The 15027-nt window shown below is 62.8% G+C and carries 14 protein-coding genes; 9 read left to right on the forward strand and 5 right to left on the reverse strand.

Features of this window, described 5'->3' with window-relative positions:
- Window positions 1-31: 31 nt before the first annotated feature.
- Complete coding sequence (apbE, locus tag BHU62_RS13805) at window positions 32-1063, reverse strand: FAD:protein FMN transferase ApbE (RefSeq protein WP_073532517.1); 1032 nt, start codon at window positions 1061-1063, stop codon at window positions 32-34.
- A gap of 154 nt (window positions 1064-1217) precedes the next feature.
- Between apbE and BHU62_RS13810 the strand changes: the two genes are divergently transcribed.
- Complete coding sequence (locus tag BHU62_RS13810) at window positions 1218-2330, forward strand: SLC13 family permease (RefSeq protein ID WP_073532518.1); 1113 nt, start codon at window positions 1218-1220, stop codon at window positions 2328-2330.
- Here BHU62_RS13810 and pepT read toward each other — a convergent pair.
- Window positions 2327-3574: a peptidase T gene (gene pepT / locus BHU62_RS13815; RefSeq protein ID WP_073532519.1), complete on the reverse strand. Its 1248-nt coding sequence runs from the start codon at window positions 3572-3574 to the stop codon at window positions 2327-2329. The two genes, BHU62_RS13810 and pepT, sit on opposite strands and share 4 nt — an antisense overlap.
- 217 nt (window positions 3575-3791) lie before the next feature.
- Between pepT and BHU62_RS13820 the strand changes: the two genes are divergently transcribed.
- On the forward strand, window positions 3792-4688 hold the full coding sequence (locus BHU62_RS13820) for an endonuclease/exonuclease/phosphatase family protein (RefSeq protein ID WP_073532520.1): 897 nt from the start codon (window positions 3792-3794) through the stop codon (window positions 4686-4688).
- A gap of 23 nt (window positions 4689-4711) precedes the next feature.
- Here the strand turns inward: BHU62_RS13820 and BHU62_RS13825 are convergent, their stop codons facing one another.
- The gene (locus BHU62_RS13825; protein ID WP_171971321.1) at window positions 4712-6145 is read right to left on the reverse strand and encodes a PLP-dependent aminotransferase family protein; all 1434 of its coding nucleotides are present in this window, start codon (window positions 6143-6145) and stop codon (window positions 4712-4714) included.
- Between the two features lie 93 nt (window positions 6146-6238).
- On the opposite strand from BHU62_RS13825, the gene BHU62_RS13830 reads away from it, so the two are divergent.
- Entirely contained in the window at window positions 6239-6694 is a 456-nt protein-coding gene (locus BHU62_RS13830) for a rhodanese-like domain-containing protein (protein ID WP_073532522.1), read from the forward strand.
- Window positions 6695-6698: 4 nt separating this feature from the next.
- On the opposite strand, the gene flk is transcribed toward BHU62_RS13830, so the two are convergent.
- Window positions 6699-7727, reverse strand: coding sequence for a flagella biosynthesis regulator Flk (flk, locus tag BHU62_RS13835; RefSeq protein ID WP_073532523.1), 1029 nt, complete (start codon window positions 7725-7727; stop codon window positions 6699-6701).
- 203 nt (window positions 7728-7930) lie between these two features.
- Between flk and BHU62_RS13840 the strand changes: the two genes are divergently transcribed.
- Genes BHU62_RS13840 through BHU62_RS13855 form a run of 4 tightly spaced genes read left to right on the forward strand, consistent with a single transcriptional unit; the run spans window position 7931 to window position 11585 of the window.
- On the forward strand, window positions 7931-8293 hold the full coding sequence (locus BHU62_RS13840) for a copper resistance protein (RefSeq protein ID WP_073532524.1): 363 nt from the start codon (window positions 7931-7933) through the stop codon (window positions 8291-8293).
- A gap of 49 nt (window positions 8294-8342) precedes the next feature.
- Window positions 8343-10379: a protein-disulfide reductase DsbD family protein gene (locus tag BHU62_RS13845; protein WP_073532525.1), complete on the forward strand. Its 2037-nt coding sequence runs from the start codon at window positions 8343-8345 to the stop codon at window positions 10377-10379.
- Window positions 10376-11092: a DsbA family protein gene (locus BHU62_RS13850; protein WP_073532526.1), complete on the forward strand. Its 717-nt coding sequence runs from the start codon at window positions 10376-10378 to the stop codon at window positions 11090-11092. Before BHU62_RS13845 ends, BHU62_RS13850 begins: the two co-directional genes overlap by 4 nt.
- A complete protein-coding gene (locus BHU62_RS13855; protein ID WP_073532527.1) occupies window positions 11085-11585 on the forward strand; it encodes a protein disulfide oxidoreductase in 501 nt (166 codons plus the stop codon). The genes BHU62_RS13850 and BHU62_RS13855 overlap by 8 nt, the downstream gene beginning before the upstream one ends.
- On the opposite strand, the gene BHU62_RS13860 is transcribed toward BHU62_RS13855, so the two are convergent.
- Entirely contained in the window at window positions 11582-13048 is a 1467-nt protein-coding gene (locus tag BHU62_RS13860; protein ID WP_073532528.1) for a PLP-dependent aminotransferase family protein, read from the reverse strand. The genes BHU62_RS13855 and BHU62_RS13860 overlap by 4 nt on opposite strands.
- Before the next feature lie 172 nt (window positions 13049-13220).
- On the opposite strand from BHU62_RS13860, the gene BHU62_RS13865 reads away from it, so the two are divergent.
- On the forward strand, window positions 13221-14216 hold the full coding sequence (locus BHU62_RS13865) for a DMT family transporter (protein WP_073532529.1): 996 nt from the start codon (window positions 13221-13223) through the stop codon (window positions 14214-14216).
- Window positions 14217-14372: 156 nt separating this feature from the next.
- Window positions 14373-15002: a CatB-related O-acetyltransferase gene (locus tag BHU62_RS13870; RefSeq protein WP_073532530.1), complete on the forward strand. Its 630-nt coding sequence runs from the start codon at window positions 14373-14375 to the stop codon at window positions 15000-15002.
- Window positions 15003-15027 lie beyond the last annotated feature (25 nt).

The following is a 15027-nucleotide window of genomic DNA, read 5'->3' on the forward strand; positions in this document are numbered from 1 at the left end:
GCCCGGCCATTGCGCGCCGGGCTTTTTTATATCACTGCACCAAAAACGCCTTGAACTGCGGCGTCATCACTGCGCTGAAGCCCTCGTCAGTTTTGCTGATCAGGTAGACTGCCAGCCCTTTCTCTTCCGCCAACTTCAGCGCTTTCTCCGTGCCCAGCACCATCAAGCCGGTATCCCAGCCGTCGGCTTCAAGCGCGGTAGGGGCGATCACCGTGGCGGAAACCAGCCGGTGGTTGATCGGTCTGCCGGTAGCCGGATCGATCACGTGGGAATAGCGCTGGCCATTCTGTTCGAAGTAGTTGCGGTAACTGCCGGAGGTGCTGATGCCGTAGCCGTGCAGATCCACCAGCGCCTGCACCGCGTTTTCACGATCGGTCGGCTTCTGGATCGCCACCCGCCAGGGTTTGCCCTGGCCGTTGACGCCGCGCGAAGAGACAGCGCCGCCCACGGATACCAGATAGTTGGTGATGCCGTTGTGGTTCATCAGGCGCACCAGTTCGTCGGCGCCATAGCCTTCGCCCAGCGTCGAGAGATCGACATACATGTCCGGCAGATCTTTTTGCAGCCACTCCCCACGATGGTCGCTTATCAGCTTCAGGTGCTGCAGGCCGATGCGCTGCTTCGCCGCGTCGATCTGCGCTTGCTTCGGCACCTTGACCGGGTGTTTGTCGGGGCCGAATCCCCACAGGTTCACCAACGGGCCGACGGTGATGTCCATCGCGCCACCGGTATCGCGGCCGATGCGCTGGGCCATCAACACAATGTCTGCCATGCCGCGCGGGATTGGCTGCGGTTCGAGGCTGGCGCTGCGGTTAAACCGCGACAGCACCGAGTCGGCGCGATAGGTGGAGATATCGTCGTTGGCCCGTTCCAGCACTGCGTCGATCTGCCGCTGCAGCTCTTGTTTACCGATCGCAACGTCACCGCTGACTTTTACGCTGTAGAAGGTGCCCATGGTCTTGCCGTCGATCTCGATTTGCGGGCGGGAAGAGGAGTCGTCGCAGGCGGTGAGCAGGGCGCATAAGGCGCTCAACAACGCCCCTTTGGCGAACAGGGAAGCCATAACATGTCCTTTGAAACCGTGAAAGCCGCTACAAATAAAGTAAAGCGCGGCAAATGAAAAGCGGATAAAGGTAAAATAGCATTTTGCTGGCGTTGCTGCCGCGCCTGAGCTAACGTCTCGCCCATGCTTTTCGCTGAGGTTTCAAGCTGCCGCTATGAGTTCAACCGCCATTTCCCGGCTTATTCATCCCTTTGTCAAAGATCGTTTCCTCCATGCGTTGCTGTTGGCCGGCGTCGCGATGTTCGCCTTTCATCCGCAGCCGCTGCCGGCGCTGGGCGGTTTTATCGACGGCCGCACCCTCATCACCCTGTTGGGGCTGATGCTGTTGACCAAAGGCGTTGAGGTCAGCGGTTATTTCGATTTCGTCGGCCGCAGGATCATCAAGCGTTTGCATAGTGAACGGCGGCTGGCGCTGTTCCTGGTGTTTTCCGCCGCGCTGCTGTCGTCGTTTCTTACCAACGACGTAGCGCTGTTTATCGTCATTCCGCTGACCATCACGCTGAAAAAACTGTCGGCACTGCCGGTTGGCCGCTTGATCATCTTTCAGGCGCTGGCGGTGAATGCCGGTTCGTTGCTGACGCCGATCGGCAACCCGCAAAATATCCTGCTGTGGAGCCGTTCCGGCCTCTCTTTCCTCAGTTTCATCGGCCAGATGGCGCCATTTGGCGCCGCGATGATGCTGAGCCTGTTGGCGCTGACCTGGTTCAGCTTCCCGGCGCGCGAAATCGTGAAAACGCCGAATACCGAGGGCTATCCCTATCAGCGGCCGCTGCTGCTGAGCTGCGTAGGACTGTATGCGATCTTCCTGCTGTGCCTCGATATCAGCCTGCCGCTGTATGGCCTGCTGGCGGTATTCGCCGGTTTTTTGCTGCTGGCGCGCCGGGTGTTGCTGCAGATCGACTGGAGCCTGATTTTCGTGTTCGCCGCCATGTTCATCGATGTCGGCCTGTTTACTCGTTTGCCGCCGCTCCAGCCGGCGTTCGCCGCCATCGCCGGGTTGAGCGACGGCGGGGTGTATGCGCTGGGCGTCGGGTTGTCGCAGGTCGTCAGCAACGTGCCGGCCACCATTTTGTTGCTCAATTACGTGCCTTCCAGCGCCCAGCTGGCCTATGCGGTCAACGCCGGCGGCTTCGGGTTGGCGATCGGTTCGCTCGCCAACCTGATTGCGCTGCGTATGGCGGGGGAGCGCAAGATCTGGCTGCGCTTCCACTATTACTCGTTGCCGCTGCTGGCCTGGGCCGCGCTGCTCGGCTGGCTGTTGAGTTAGCCCTGGTTACCGCTCTGCCGGGCGGCCAGCAGGCAAATGCTGCGGGTCACCTGGTAGGATTTCACGAAGGAACTGACGGGTAAAAACTCGAAACGCGAGTGGAAGTTATGCGCGCCGGTGAAGTAATTGGGCGTCAGGATACCGCGGCTGGAGAGCGCCGCGCCGTCGGTGCCACCGCGCATCGGGATCACCTTCGGTGGGATGCCGTGAGCGGCGAGGGCACCGAAGATCAGATCGATGGCGCGCCGGTCTTCGCCGATGGCGTTGCTGATGTTGCCGTAGATGTCGCTGACGCTGCAACTGACGTTGGCGCGCGGATAGTCGGCCGCCACCTGGCGCACCGTTTCCTCAAGACGGGCTTTGCGCGCGTCGAACGCAACCCGATCGAAGTCGCGAATCGAGACCTTCAGCGTCGCCTGATTGGCGTTGGCGGCCAGATCGGTGAACCAGAAATAGCCCTCGCGTCCTTCGGTGTGCTCCGGGGTATCCTGCACGTCGAATCGGTTGATGATGTCGTTGGCGATGCGTATCGGGTTGACCAACACGTTTTTCGCCGCCATCGGGTGCGCGGTTACGCCTTCGATACGGATCTCTGCCGCCGCCGCGTTGAAATTCTCATACACCACTTCACCCAGCTCGCAGCAGTCGATGGTATAGGCGAAATCGACGGCGAAACGCTGCAGATCCAGCGCCTTGGCGCCGCGCAGGCCGATCTCTTCATCCGGCACGAACGCCACCACGATATCGCCGTGGCGATCGGCAGCGGTCAGGTTGGCCAGCAGCGTCATCACCACGGTGACCGCCGCCTTATTGTCGGCGCCCAGCACGCTGGTGCCGTCGCTGAACAGGATCTCTTCGTTCCGGTAGGGCAGGATCTCCGGATGCTCGGCAGTACGCAGCCAGATGTCCTGCTCGGCGTTCAGGCATAAATCGTCGCCGGTAAAGCGCAGGCGCTGCGGGCGAATCTCGGGCGACAGGCCGACGTCCACGGTGTCGATATGGGTGATGAAGCCGATGCGTGGCGCGCCGGGTTGGGTACCGGGCTTACGGGCGGTCACGGTAGCGTGTTCGTCGATCTGCACGTCGGCCAGGCCGAGCCGGCGCAGCTCGTCCGCCAGCAGCTGCGCCATCTCATGCTGCCCTGGGGTGCTGGGCAGGGCGGTTGCGGCGGCGTCGCTCTGGCTGGTCACCGCCAGGTAGCGGAAGAAACGTTCGGTAAGCTGTTCGGCAATCGGGTTGGCCATCGGGACTCCTCGCGGTTGGCAATCTACCGGTTTTAAAACGAAATCAGCCGTTTGTCCAACGGTGCAATGCGTAAACCGCCATAATGCGAAGCATCGCGCAGAAACGAAAAATAGCCGTACAACTAGGAAATAGTCGCAGGTTTCTGCGGCAAAATCGGTGTTAGCTGTGGGCCGGGAAGCGCCCGCATAACACTTATACGTACCTCAAGGAGAATTCATGCACACCGGTCACGCTCTGCTTATCACCTTACTGTCTCTGGGCCTCTCTCACAGCGCCTGGTCGTCCGCCGACGTCGGGCACGCCAACAGCAACGCCAACAGCCGCGAAGTGGCCAGCGCGCTGGGCGGCCTGAAGAACAAAACCTACGAACTGGAACAGGCGCCGAAAATCCGCGTCGCCAGCTTCAATATCGCCGCCGGCAAAGTCAGCGACATGACTGCCATCGCCAAGGCGATTCGCGCGATGAACGTTGACGTGGTGGCGCTGCAGGAGGTGGACAAACTCACCGCCCGCAGCGGCCGGGTCGATCAGGCGGCGGAGCTGGCGAAGCTGACCGGCATGCAGGCGGTGTTCGGCCGGGCGATCGATTTCGACGGCGGCGAATATGGCCTGGCGTTTCTCTCCAAGTACCCGCTGCACGACACCGTGATCTATCCGCTGCCGTCCGGCCAGCGCGAACAACGCATCGTCTTCAGCGCCAAGGTCGACGTGCCGGAATTCCCGGCGCCGATCACTCTGTTCAACACCCACCTCGATACCAAGGAAGATCCGACCATGCGTCTGGATCAGGTGCGGGAGCTGAACGATCGCACCATCGAAGTGCGCGGCATCAAGCTGCTGTTCGGCGACATGAACGACGTGCCGGGCAGCGTGACCTGGCTGGAGCTGAGCCGCTACTGGAACGACATCATGCCTAACGGGCAGGATGGCCGCAGCTGGCCGGCGGAAAATGCCGAGATCAAGGTGGATTACATCTTCAGCGGCAATGCGCAGCGCTGGCATCTGGACAGCCTGACGGTGCCGAACGCCAGCGGTGATTGGAACGGCGTGCATTGGCCGGCGGTGAGCGACCACCTGCCGCTGGTGGCTGAGATGCGCCTGACCGAGCAATAAGCGGGGCGGCATCCCGCCGGGGGTTAAGTCACGGCGATCTGCGTCAGCCGTTCGACGGCGCTGCGGATCTCCCCCGGCGTCAGGGCCGAGAAGCCCAGTAGCCACCCGTCACGCTGCGTTTGTGTCGTCTGGTACTGTGCCGCCAGCCCCGGGGTGAGGATGCCGAGCCGCTGCGCCTGCAGGCTGAGCGCCACCTCCTGGCCGGGTGGTAGCCAGACGCTGAGCTGCAGGCCGCCGGCGGCGGGATTGGGCGTGGCAAAGTGGCCGAGTTTTTCGCGCACTTCCGCCAACAGCACATCGCGCCGGCTGCGGTAGAGCTGGCGCATGTAGCGGATATGCGCGGTGAAGTGCCCCTGGCGGATGAACTCGGCGGTGACCGCCTGCATCAGCTGCGCGCTGTGGCCGTCATAGACCGTGCGCGCGGTGACGAACGGCTCAACCAACGCGGGCGGTACGATCAGGTACGCCAGCCGCAGTGAAGGGAACAGCGATTTGGAGAAGGTGCCGAGGTACAGCACCCGGCCGTGGCGATCCAGCCCTTGCATCGCCGGTATCGGCAGACCGTCGTAGTGAAACTCGCTGTCGTAATCGTCCTCGATGATCCAGGCCTGCTGCCGCTCCGCCAGTGCCAGCAGCGTCAACCGGCGCGCCAGGCTGAGCGCCGCGCCGGTCGGGTATTGGTGCGATGGGGTCAGATAAATCAAACGCGGATCGGGTAAGGGCGGTGCAGCACGCAGGCCGTCACTGTCCACCGCCACCGGCGTCAGGGCGGCACCGGCGCTGATAAAAGCGTTTCTTGCCCCGGCGTAACCCGGCTCTTCCATCCAGACGCAGTCACCGCTGTCCAGCAGCAACGTGGCGATCAGCTGCAGCGCCTGCTGCGAACTGGTCAGCACGATAACCTGCCGCGCATCGCAGAGCACGCCGCGCGTTTGGTTGACGTGGGCGGCAATCGCTTCTCGCAGCGGCAAATAGCCCTGCGGATCGCCGTAGCGCAGCAGGTTTTCTCCCTGTAATCGCAGGCGTTGCGCGGTCAGTTGCTTCCACAGGGCGATCGGAAACGCGCGCAGATCCGGCGATCCGGCGGCGAATGCCTGTGGCTGCTGCGGATCGCGGCAGCCGCCGGTTTGCACGATCTGTTGGCCGCGCCGCGAAAGGCGCGGCATGCCGGTGCCGGTCGCCGGCGGTGGCGGTTTGGCGATGCGGATTGCCACAAAGGTGCCCTGGCCGACGCGGCGCTGCAGATATCCCTCTGACTCCAGCCGGCCGTAGGCCGCTTCGACGGTCACCCGCGAGAGGCTCAGATCGCCGGCCAACACCCGGCTGGAAGGCAGGCGTTGCCCAACGCTTAATGCACCTTGGTGGATGGCCTGCCGCAATGTGCCGCACAGGCGATCGCGCAGCGTGCCGGCGGCGTGGGGCGATTGCTGGAACAGCGTGATCAGCGAGTGCCTCATAATTGGCCTTATTATGGGTGACAAATGGGTATCAAACATAAGACCAAAATGGGTCACTATTGTCATCTGTCTTGATGCACGGGAGTGTGTGGTATGTCGAAAGAATCATTGGTGCTGGCTTTTCCACCGGCGGCGCCGGAAGAGAGTTTGGCTTACCTGGCGGCCAAGCTGAGCCGCTATGCGGATGCCTGGGATGTGGCGGAAGATCTGCGCAGCGGCGCGGAAGGGATCGTGGTGATCGACACCCGCGCGGCGGCGCTGTACGCAGCCGGGCATATCCCCGGCGCGCTCAGCTTGCCGCACCGCCTGATGGATGAAGCCGGTACGGCGCACTTGGATCGCCAAAAAGTGTATGTGACCTACTGCGACGGCATCGGTTGCAACGGTTCCACCAAAGGCGCCTACAAGCTGGCGAAGCTGGGATTCAGAGTGAAGGAGCTGATTGGCGGGCTGGATTTCTGGCTGCGCGACGGCCATCCGTTGGCCATCGGCGAACAGCCGGGATCGCTGCGCGATCGGGCGGCTGTTGCGGACTGCGGCTGCGCCTGAGGCGTTAAAATACCAGCGCCAGCATGACCGCCAGCGCCAACAGCAGCAGGATCAGCGCCACGGCCGGCTTGCTGAGCGCTTTTTGCAGCGGCAGAGGCAGGGCGGCGATCAGCGGGTTGAGCAGCGGCTGCGGCTCGACAGGGTGGCTGACGATCGGCTGAGCCTGGCCGGCCTTCTCCAGGCGGCGAGCAAACAGCTGATGAATGGCGTCGCTCATTTGCGGATGCGTCAGCGGCGCATTGGCGCCGCAGTTGAAGCGCGTCTGGCAGTATTCATTCATCTGCTGCAGCTCTTGCTCGTCCGCCGGCTGCTTGAGCGCCGCCAGCAGATGGTTCAGCGTCGGTGCACTCTGCGGGCTGAGGGCCACCTTCACCTGCAAAAACTGGTTCAGCAGCTGGAAGTGGCGCGCCGGCAGTGGATCGTTGGTTTTCACGCCTGTGAGATCAAACAGCGTTTGCCAGATTTTAGCCGGCGCTTCGCCGGTGGCGGCGCTGAGTTTGGTGACCTGCTGTTGCAGACTTTGATGCTCTGCGGGCAGCAGCGGACGATCGCTGGTGGCGGTTTGTTGTGGCTGGGGAATGGTCAGACCGCCGGTCTGCAACAGATTCAGCACTTGCTGCAGCTGCGGTGGGCTCAGCTGGCTCAGTACCGTATGGCCGAACTGCTGACGAATGAAATCGCTGACTGCCTGGCGGTTGTTGCCCTGCGGCAGCAGTTCAGCCAGCTGTTGCAACAGCTGGCGCCCGGCGTGGTTTTGCTGCGCCTGTGCCAGGCGCGTTTGCAGCAGTTGTTCCGCCGGTTGAAAATGGCGCGCCAGCAGTTCCCCGCCGTTGTTGGCGCCGAGATCGTGACGCAGGGCGGCCCAGATCTCCGCCGACTTTGCCGGGCTGAGCGTCATGATTTTCACGATCAGCTTTTCCAGCGTCGTGCGCTGCGCCGGAGAGAGGGGTTGATCGTCAGTGGCCGCCGTTTTACCCGGGGAGGGGGGGCGTTCGCCGGCGATTGGGGCGCCCGGCCCACTCAAAGGTTGCATATCACCAGTCCTTCGCTGTGTATCCCCTGTGTGCCTGGAGGAGAGAATCATCATCGTACCCGGCGAAAAGCGCAGGCTTACTCACTATGATACCTGTAAATCACCGCCATCAATACCGCCGTTCAGACATTTCTTTACCGACAAAACGTTGCTAATCGCGCCCGCGTCGCTAAGATAACCCCAGACCCGAACGTGAGGATGGCATGGTTAAACGGCAGCGGATTGCAAAATGGTTTTTATGCCTGGCTTGCCTGGTGGTGCTGACGTGCATGACCCAGCGCATGGCGGGTCTGCATGCGTTGCAGCAAACGTTGGGGATCCCGGCCGCCACCGCCGTTCAGGCCAGCGATGAAGCCGCCGAGGCGCAGCCTACGCCCTGTGAGCTGAGCGCCAAGTCATTGCTGGCCGCGCCGCCGGTGATGTTCGAAACGGTGCTGTTCGGGCTGGGCCTGTTGCTGGCGCTGTTGGCGCCGACCATTGCCGCGCGCCTGCGCATTCCTCCTCCCCGCGCCATTTCACCGCCCACCCTCAGGGTGCACCTTCGATTATGCGTCTTCCATGAATGAGTTAATCGCCCGATTTTCGTGGTGAATTAATCATTTATGGAGAATTAACATGTTGAAAACTATCAGGCTGGCTTGCGCTTGCCTGTTCATGCTGTGGCTGCCTGCCTTGCAGGCGGCGGACAGCGGCTGGCTGCAAACTCCGGCCAACGATCATGCCAAGGTGCGGCTGCGCGCCGATACGTCACAGCCGGGGGAGACCCGCCTGCTGCTGTCGGTCGAGCTGCAAAAGGGCTGGAAAACCTACTGGCGTTCGCCGGGCGAAGGCGGCATTGCGCCGGCTATCGTTTGGCAGGGCAACCCGCCGCCGGCGACCTGGCACTGGCCGACGCCGCAGCGTTTCGAGGTGGCCGGCATTTCCACCCAGGGCTATCACGATCGGGTCACGCTGCCGATCGTGATGCCAGGTCAGGTATCCACCCCGCTGGCGGGCACCCTGACGCTGTCCACCTGCAGCAACGTCTGCATTCTGACCGACTACCCGTTCAGCCTGGATCTGACGACGCCGAACGATCCGCAGTTTAACCACGACTTCGCGCAGGCGATGGGCCAGGTGCCGATCGCCGCCGGGTTGGCGGAGAGCGTCAAGGCCGGGTACCGCAGCGGCGAGCTGCAGATCTTCGCCGAACGCGCCGCCGGCTGGCAACAGCCTGCGCTGTTCTTCGATACGCTGGCGGATGCCGATCTCGGTAAACCGCAGGTCGCGACCGACGGCGCTCAGCTGTTGGCGCGAGTGCCGGTCAGCGATGGCTGGGGCGACGCGGCACCGGATCTGCGCGGCAAAACGCTGACGCTGGTGATTGACGACGGCGGCATGGCGCAGCAGATTACGTTACCCATTGGCGATCCGCTGGCCGCGCCTGCCGGTGCGGCATTCCCGTTATGGCAGGCGGTGCTGATGGCGCTGGCGGGCGGGTTGATCCTCAACCTGATGCCGTGCGTGCTGCCGGTGCTGGGCATCAAACTCGGTTCCATCCTGCAGGTGGAGCGGCGCGACCGGCGCAGCGTACGGCTGCAGTTCCTGGCGTCGTCGCTGGGTATCGTCACCTCGTTTATGGCGCTGGCATTACTGATGACGCTGCTGCGGCTCGGCAACCATGCGCTCGGCTGGGGCATTCAGTTCCAGAATCCGTGGTTTATCGGCTTTATGGTGCTGGTGACGCTGCTGTTCAGTGCCAACCTGTTTGGCCTGTTCCATCTGCGCCTCTCGTCCGATCTGAATACGTCGCTGGCGACCCATAACGGGCGCGGTCTGAGCGGCCATTTCTGGCAGGGGGCGTTCGCCACGTTGTTGGCGACACCGTGCTCGGCGCCGTTTCTCGGTACGGCGGTGGCCTTCGCGCTGGCGGCGTCGCTGCCGGTACTGTGGGGCATGTTTATCGCACTCGGTATCGGCATGAGCTTGCCGTGGCTGCTGATCGCCGCCTGGCCATCGCTGGCGCTGCGGTTGCCGCGCCCCGGCCGCTGGATGAATACCGTCAAGCTGGCGATGGGGCTGCTGATGCTGGCGTCGTCGCTGTGGCTGCTGAGCCTGCTGAGCAATCATATCGGCGTGCAGGCCACGCTGTGGCTGGGGGCGTTGGCGCTGCTGGCGTTGTTGCTGGCGGTGTGGCGCCAACAGGGCACACGGTTGGCGGCCAAGCTGGCGGCGGGCATTTTGGTGCTGGCGGGCGTGGCCTTGCTGGCCGGATCGCTGACCGCCAGCCTGTGGCGCCAGCCGTTGCAGGATCGGGTGCAGTGGCAGCCGTTGAGCGAACAGGCGATTACCGAGGCGCTGGCCCAGCATAAGCGGGTGTTCGTCGACGTGACTGCCGACTGGTGCGTGACCTGTAAAGCCAACAAATTCAATGTGCTGCTGCGCGATGACGTACAGCGCGCGCTGAGCGCCGGCGACGTAGTTGCGCTGCGCGGCGACTGGAGCCGCCCGTCGGCCGACATCAGCGCCTTTCTGCAAAAGCGCGGCAGCGTCGCCGTGCCTTTCAACCAAATCTATGGCCCCGGCCGCCCGGACGGCGAGGTGTTATCCCCGCTGTTGACCCGTGACGCCGTGCTGCAAACGCTTTCCCATGCCAAAGGAACCGAACAATGAAAAAACTACTGATTTTACTGATGATTATCGCCTCCCCTGTGTGGGCCGCCGAGCCTTTCACCCCGGCGCAAGAGGCGCGTATCAAAGAGATGATCCGCGAAACGCTGGTGTCCAACCCGGACATTCTGGCGCAGGCGGTAGACGCCTGGCAGCAGCAAACCGCCGGCCAGCAAATCAGCCAGGCTATCAAGCAGAACGCCAAAACGCTGTACCAGGATCCGGCCAGCCCGCGCTTGGGCGCCGCCAACGCCAAACTGATGCTGGTGACTTTTACCGATTATAACTGCCCGTACTGCAAGCGTTTTGACCCGATGCTGGAGAAGATCGTCAAGCAATACCCGGACGTGGCGCTGGTGGTGAAACTGCTGCCGTTCAAGGGCGAAAGCTCGGTCAGTTCGGCGCGCGTGGCGCTCACCACCTGGCAACAGCACCCTGATCAGTTCTGGGTGTTGCACCAGCGGCTGATGGCGAAAAAAGGTTTCCACGACAATGCCAGCATCGCTGCCGCGCAAGAGAAAACCGGCGTCAAGGCGGTGGCGCCCAGCGAACAGAGCATGACCACGCTGCGCACCAATATGGAATTGGCGGAACAATTGGGGGTGCAGGGGACGCCGGCGACGCTGATCGGCGATCAGATGCTGCCGGGGGCGGTATCGTATGAAGAGCTGGAAGCGATGGTGAAACAGCAGCTGGCGAAGGCCAAAAATGGCTAAGCTCAAGCGCTGGGGGCGCGAGTTGTTGCTGCTGGCGCTGATCGTACTGGCAGTGGTGACGGTGATGGATTGGCTGAACGCGCCGCAGGCGCCGCCGGCCTTCGATGCTCAGGCGCTGACCACGCTGGACGGCGAGCGCGTGTCGTTGGCGCAGCTCAGCCATGAGCGACCGCTGCTGGTTTACTTCTGGGCCAGCTGGTGCGGCGTCTGCCGTTTTACCACGCCGGACGTCGCCCGCTTGCAGGCGGAGGGGGGCAACGTGCTGACCGTCGCGCTGCGTTCGGGCGACGATGCCCAGGTGGAGCAATGGCTGGCGCGTAAACGGCTGGCGTTGCCGGTGGTCAACGATCCGGCCGGCGTGCTGTCGGCGCAGTGGCAGATTGGCGTGACGCCGACCTTCGTGGTGGTCTCGCAGGGCAAGGTGGTGCAAAGCACCACCGGCTGGACCAGCTACTGGGGGATGAAGCTGCGGCTGTGGTGGGCCGCCCTCTAACCGGCATTTTTTTCCGTCATCACTTCCTCAATCGCCCGGCACAGCCGGGCGACACCTTCTTCAATCTGCGGCGGCGAGTTGGCGGCGAAATTCAGCCGCAGGCTGTGCGCGCCCAGGTGTTCCTGCGCATAAAAGCACTCGCCGCGTGCGAAGGTCACTCCGTATCGCCAGGCGACCGGCATCAGCTCGGCGGTGGTCACCGCCGCCGGCAGCGTCAGCCAGATAAACAAGCCTCCCTGCGGCGTTTCGAAGCGGCACCCCGGCGGCAAGCGCCGTTGCAAGGCATCAATCATCACCTCCAGATGGCGGCGGTAGACGCGCCCGGCGCGCCGCAGCTGTTTGTCATAACGGCCGACGGTGACGAAAGCGTCCAGCGCCCGCTGGATCAGGCTGGAACTGGTGAAGCTGTCGACGTGTTTCAGCCGCGCGAAACGCTGATAGTGTTCGCTGTCCGCCACCAGATAACCAATGCGCATGCTGGGCAGCAGCATTTTGGAGAAGGTGCTGACGTAGATCACCGCGCCCGGCTGCGCCAGCGCACGCAGCGACGGCAGCTGTTTGCCCTGGTAACGCAGATCGCCGACGAAATCGTCCTCCAGGATCACCACGCCGGCCTGTTGGGCGATCGCCAACAGGCGTCGCCGACGCGCTTCGCTCAGGCAACGGCCGGTCGGGTTGTGGAAATTGGGGATGGTGTAGATCAGTTTAGGGCGGTGGCGCGCCAGCAGCTCGGGCAGCCGCTCGACCAGCATACCGTGCCGGTCGCCCGGTACGGTGACGATATTGATGCGGTGCTGGCGCAGCAGGCCCAGCGCTTCGGCGTAGGTCGGCTCTTCGACGATCACCGTATCGCCCGGCGCCAGCAGGCTTTGTACCACCAGGCTGATGGCGTGCTGCGAACCGTTGGTGATCAGCACCTGTTCCGCCTGCGTGGGGATGCCCTGTGCGCTGAGGATACGGCTCAGCGTATCGCGCAGCGGGTAGTAGCCGCAATATTCGCCGTAGCTGAAGGCCTCTTCCGCGTGGCGGCTGAGCACCGACAGCAGCACCTTGCGAAATGCCTCCAGCGGAAACACCTTAGGGCTGCCGATGCCGGCGGCGAAGTTGATCAGCCCTTCTGGCAGCGGGGCGTCGGCATAGCCGTCCAGCCGCGAGGTGAGGGTAGTGAAGCTCTCCAGCGGGAAAGGGGAATCGCTGCTTGGCCGGGCCGGGCGCGCTTGCGCCTGCGGATGCGCGACATAGGCGCCGCTGCCGCGCCGCTGGCGCAGAAATCCCTTGGCCGCCAGTTCGGCATAGGCGTTATCCACCGTCAGACGGCTGACCGCCAGTTCGGCCGCCAGCGTGCGCGTCGAGGGCAGCTTGTCGCCGTCGACGAACACGCCGGTGAGGATGGCGCGCCGCAGCGCTTCTTCGATCTGCAAATACAGCGGAACGTCTTGCTCGCGATCTAACGGGATATGCATGCGAAATTGGCCCGGTTATGGAGAGAGATTTTTACTATACCCCATGTAAACAGGGCTTCAAGCGCAGAAAAGTGGCCTGCATGACAACGCCGCAAAGTGGCTATAGTGAGAAAAAATGGCCGCGTTACACTGTGTGCCTGAGCATGTTTGTCGCCATTTTCCCGAGGATCCCATGTCATTACCGTCAGGCGTTTCCGCCCGGCCGGCGCTGCCCGGTGCGCGTCTTTTTCAGGGCAGCAGTCAGGGTTACGTCATCGCCATTATCAGCGCCATGCTGCTGGCCTTTACCGCCATCATCATCCGCGCGCTGACCGAGTACTATCAGCTGCCGACCTTCGTGCTGGCGTTCTGGCGCGCGGCGCTGGTGGCGCTGGTGCTGTTGCCGCTGCTGTTGCTGGTGAAACCGCAGTGGGCGCGTTTGCGCCGTGAACAGGTGGTGTTCTACGCGCTTTACGGGCTGCTGCTGGCGCTGTTCAACAGCCTGTGGACGCTGTCGGTGGCGCTGAACGGCGCGTCGGTGGCGACCATTCTGTCCTACTGTTCGGTGGGCTTTACCGTGTTCCTCGGCTGGGTGATGTACAGCGAACGTCTGGCGCTGCGCCAATTGCTGGTGATCGCCATCAGCCTGGGCGGCTGCTTCCTGGTCAGCAACGGCGACAGCATGGGGAACAGCCACTTCGATCTGCTGGGGCTGCTGGTGGGGATGCTGTCGGGTATCGGCTACACCCTGTATACCCTCGGTGGGCGGGTGGCCAGCGAACGCGGTTATCCGGTGTGGAACACCATTCTGTACGTGTTCGGTTTTTCGGCGCTGTACCAGCTGGTATTCAACGCGGCGCTGACGGCGTTCCCGCTGGCGGCGTTCCACGGCATGGCCGGCGATCTGTGGTTCCTGTCGCATGGCGCGCAGGGCATCCAGTGGAGCGGCTGGTTGTTGCTGCTGGCGCTGGCCGCCGGGCCGACGCTGCTGGGCTTCGGGTTGTATAACATCAGCCTGAAAACGCTGCCGCTGGCGGTGGCCAACCTGATCCTGTCGCTGGAGCTGGTGTTCACCGCGGTGATCGCCTATTTCCTGCTGGGGGAGAACATGAATCAGCTGCAGCTGCTGGGCAGCGCACTGGTGATGGGCGGGGTTCTGCTGTTGAAAAGCAAGACTACCGAGGCGTGATCGGCTACCATTGCGCCTTGCAAAAGAGGCGGTAATGATGAATAACCCGAGATTGAAACGAGCGCTTATCGCTTGATCGGCCGTGTTGAGTGAACGACAACACGGCCACAGACACTCCGTTCCGTGGCTTTTATTCCCGTGACAAGAGAATACGCCATGTCCGAAAAACACTGGTCCAAAACCGAACTGCTGCATCAGACGGTGACCAACCCGAATATTATCGTCAAAGGCACCCACAGCTACTACAGCGACTGCTGGGATAACGGCTTCGAACGCTCGGTGGTGCGCTACCTGCACGGCGACGCGGTCAGCCGGCAGTGGCAGCCGTTGGGTGAAATAGACCGCTTGCTGATCGGTGACTACGTCTGCATCGCGGCCGAAGCGGTGATCCTGATGGGCGGTAACCACACCCATCGCATCGACTGGCTGAGCCTGTACCCGTTTATGGCGACCATCAAACAGGCGTACTTGCCCAAAGGCGATACCCGGCTGGGCGACGGTTGCTGGATCGGCATGCGGGCGATGTTGATGCCGGGGGTATCGATAGGCGAGGGTGCGATCGTCGCCGCCGGCAGCGTGGTGACCGGCGATGTCGAACCTTACGCCATCGTCGGCGGTAATCCGGCGAAGTTTATCCGTTGGCGGTTCACGCCGGAAACCATCGCGCGGTTGCTTGCTTTGCGCCTCTATGACTTGTCCGAGGCGGACTTTGCGGTGATTCAGCCCCTGCTCGCCGATGACGATATCGATGCGTTGGAAAGGGGAATTGCGGCCTTGCGCCGTTAAACACAACGGGCGGGAAATCCCCGCC

The sequence above is a fragment of the Serratia marcescens genome (assembly GCF_001902635.1).
Lineage (GTDB): Bacteria > Pseudomonadota > Gammaproteobacteria > Enterobacterales > Enterobacteriaceae > Serratia > Serratia marcescens_F.

Coding starts and splice junctions, on each gene's coding strand:
- apbE (WP_073532517.1), bottom strand. CDS start 1,063: ATGGCTTCCCTGTTCGCCAAAGGGGCGTTGTTGAGCGCCTTATGCGCC.
- BHU62_RS13810 (WP_073532518.1), top strand. CDS start 1,218: ATGAGTTCAACCGCCATTTCCCGGCTTATTCATCCCTTTGTCAAAGAT.
- pepT (WP_073532519.1), bottom strand. CDS start 3,574: ATGGCCAACCCGATTGCCGAACAGCTTACCGAACGTTTCTTCCGCTAC.
- BHU62_RS13820 (WP_073532520.1), top strand. CDS start 3,792: ATGCACACCGGTCACGCTCTGCTTATCACCTTACTGTCTCTGGGCCTC.
- BHU62_RS13825 (WP_171971321.1), bottom strand. CDS start 6,145: ATGAGGCACTCGCTGATCACGCTGTTCCAGCAATCGCCCCACGCCGCC.
- BHU62_RS13830 (WP_073532522.1), top strand. CDS start 6,239: ATGTCGAAAGAATCATTGGTGCTGGCTTTTCCACCGGCGGCGCCGGAA.
- flk (WP_073532523.1), bottom strand. CDS start 7,727: ATGCAACCTTTGAGTGGGCCGGGCGCCCCAATCGCCGGCGAACGCCCC.
- BHU62_RS13840 (WP_073532524.1), top strand. CDS start 7,931: ATGGTTAAACGGCAGCGGATTGCAAAATGGTTTTTATGCCTGGCTTGC.
- BHU62_RS13845 (WP_073532525.1), top strand. CDS start 8,343: ATGTTGAAAACTATCAGGCTGGCTTGCGCTTGCCTGTTCATGCTGTGG.
- BHU62_RS13850 (WP_073532526.1), top strand. CDS start 10,376: ATGAAAAAACTACTGATTTTACTGATGATTATCGCCTCCCCTGTGTGG.
- BHU62_RS13855 (WP_073532527.1), top strand. CDS start 11,085: ATGGCTAAGCTCAAGCGCTGGGGGCGCGAGTTGTTGCTGCTGGCGCTG.
- BHU62_RS13860 (WP_073532528.1), bottom strand. CDS start 13,048: ATGCATATCCCGTTAGATCGCGAGCAAGACGTTCCGCTGTATTTGCAG.
- BHU62_RS13865 (WP_073532529.1), top strand. CDS start 13,221: ATGTCATTACCGTCAGGCGTTTCCGCCCGGCCGGCGCTGCCCGGTGCG.
- BHU62_RS13870 (WP_073532530.1), top strand. CDS start 14,373: ATGTCCGAAAAACACTGGTCCAAAACCGAACTGCTGCATCAGACGGTG.